Annotated in this window: 1 protein-coding gene and 1 pseudogene; both read left to right on the forward strand. The window is 77.4% G+C overall.

What is annotated here, in order from left to right:
• Positions 1-397: 397 nt before the first annotated feature.
• Positions 398-1408, forward strand: coding sequence for an ADP-ribosylglycohydrolase family protein (locus ACWEO5_RS38340; RefSeq protein ID WP_452166686.1), 1011 nt, complete (start codon positions 398-400; stop codon positions 1406-1408).
• Between the two features lie 281 nt (positions 1409-1689).
• Positions 1690-2523 (forward strand): annotated as a pseudogene (locus tag ACWEO5_RS38345) (hypothetical protein); the annotation flags it as partial.

Consider the following 2523-nt stretch of genomic DNA (forward strand, 5'->3'; position numbering starts at 1 on the left):
GCATCCGACGGCGGCCCGTACGGCGTCTCCACGTGCACCTCGACGACCTCGTCGAGCAACGCGTACAGACCCGAACCACCGATCACACCGAGCTCGGCCATCGGCGTGCCGTCGGTACGGGGCGGGTGGACGCGGTCAGGTGCAAAGGTCATGGCCCGACCCTAGGGAAGACGCGCACCGGACTCACGGGCGAGGGCCTTACGGCTTCCTGACGTCGTGAACCGCCTCCTACCGGAGACCCGGCTCCCACGTGGGTGAAACCCTCGGCCGTCCCGGAGCCGGAAGACGCCACCGCGTTCGTCGTCTGATCCCCCCGCAGGCCCGGTACGCCGCTGCGGGGCGGTCGGGGGCCTGTGGTGGGATGGGGCCGCGGAGGCGGGCGAGCGGAGGTGCGAGGGTGGCGGGCGAGCAGGTGGAGCAGGTGACCGAGGCCAGGGCGCGGGGGCTGGTGCTGGGAGCGGCGCTGGGTGACGCGGCGGGGGTGGTCCGGGGGGTGTGGCCGGAGCGGGGGCCGCTGCGGGTGGGGGTGGCCACGCAGTTGGGGGCGTTCACGGTCGAGGGGCTCATCCGGGCCTCGGTGCGGTGGAGCCACAAGGGGATCTGCCACCCGCCGTCGGTGGTGCGCAGCGCCTACTGGCGGTGGGGCGTCCTGCAGGGGGTGGTGCCCGCGCAGGGGGTGGAGCTGGACGGCTGGCTGGCCGAGGTGCCCGCGCTGCGCGAGCGGCGGGGTTCGGCCCCGGCCACCGTGGCCGTTTTGAAGGCGAAGTACGGGAGTCCGGCCCCGCAGAGCCGCGGGGCGCACGCGCTGACCCGGGGGCTGGCGCTGGGCGTGGCGCTGGCGCTGGGCGTCAGGGACCGGGTCGAGCAGATCGTCCGGGAGACCGCCGCGCTCACCCACGGCGGGCCGGACGCGCAGGAGGCCGCCTTCCGCGCCGCCGAGTTGCTCGCGCTCTGCGTGGCCGGCGAGGACCCGCTGCCGCACCTGCCCGCGGCGCTGGCTGCCCTGCCGCTGCCGCCCGGCGCCGCCGACCTGCTGCTGGGCCCGGCCGGCGAGCCGTCCGCCACCGAGCTGGCCCGGCTGGCGCCCGACGCGACGGCCGTCTCGGCGCTGCTCGGCGGCCTGTACGTGTTCACCCGCTTCCCCCGCCCGCAGGACGTCGACGCCGCGCTGCGGTTCGCCGCCGGCGCCCCCGACGGCTGCTCGGTGGGCACCACCGCCGGGGCGTTCCTGGGCGCCGCGCACGGCGTGGACGCGCTGCCCGTCGCGCTGCTCGGCCGGCTCGAACTCGCCTGGGAACTGGACGTCCTGGCCCGTGACCTGCGCCGGGAGATGACCGGTTCTCCCGGTGGCGGCGAGTACGTCCCGGCCCAGGACCCCTACTGGACCCGGCGGTACCCGGGCCACTAGGCCCCGTCTTCGAACCCCCGTCGTCGCCCGGAGGGCGGCCTCGCGGCGTCCGGTGCGTGCTCTCGGCGTGCCGGCCGGAAGCCCCCGTACTGGACGCACTCGGGTTTTCGGCCGTACGGGGAGCGGGCCGGAGCGGGCGGGCCGGTGGGTTACGCACTCCATCCGGGCGAAGCCGGGAGGTCACGGGGTCTCCCCCGGCCAAGCGAAATCCCGGCTCCAGGCGGCGCAGGCCGGCGGCGGCGCCGGGCCGCCGGAGTGGGGCTTCGCCTTGCATGTGCGGCATGTCAACTCTTCGACACGGGCGTCACCGCACGTTCCGGTCCGACTCGCTGCTGCCCTGGGTGCGGCAGACCTGCGCGCCCAAGCGGCGGCCCGCCCTCCCGTCCGCCGCGTGGCGCTCGCTGCTGGCGGTGACCGCTCCGACCGGTCTCGGCCTGCTGGTCGGGCGACCCGCGGAGGGGGTGATGGTGGCGCTGGGGGCGCTCTCGGCGGTGCTGACCGATGTGGCGGTCGCCTACCGGCACCGGGCGGTCACCATGTTGCTGCCCCAACTGCTGGGCGTGGCGGGGGCGTTCGCGACCCTGACGGCCGAGGGGACGGCGGTCGCGCCGTACCTGCTGCCCGCGCTGGGGGTGCTGGCGGGGGTGCTGGCCTGCCTGAGCCTGGAGGGTTCGCTGGGCGCGATGATCCTGCTGATGGACGCCCAGGTGGCGCTGGACCTGCCGTTGCCGGGCCCGCACTGGCTGCCGCCCGCGCTGATGCTGCTGGGCGGCCTGTCGGTGGTCGCGCCGGCGCTGGCCGGACGGTTGTTCTTCCGCGGCCGGGCCGAGCGGGCGCTGCTGGCGCAGTGCCTGGCGGGCTGCGCGGCGGTGCTGGAGCCGGAGGCGGCGGGCCCGGCCGGGGCGGCGCGGCGCCGTGCCCTGCACGACCTGCTGGAGCGGGCCCGGCACACCGGCGCGATCGGCGGGAGCGCCCTGCTGGCCCGGCACCTGCCGGGGCTGCTGGCCCTCGCCGGGACGGCCTCCTCGGCCGGGGCGCGCGGCCTGGCCGCCGATCCGGCGCTGGTCGGGCGGCTGCGCGCGGAGGCGGAGCGGGTCGCGGCGGGGCGTCCGGCG

The sequence above is a fragment of the Kitasatospora sp. NPDC004272 genome, assembly GCF_053603035.1.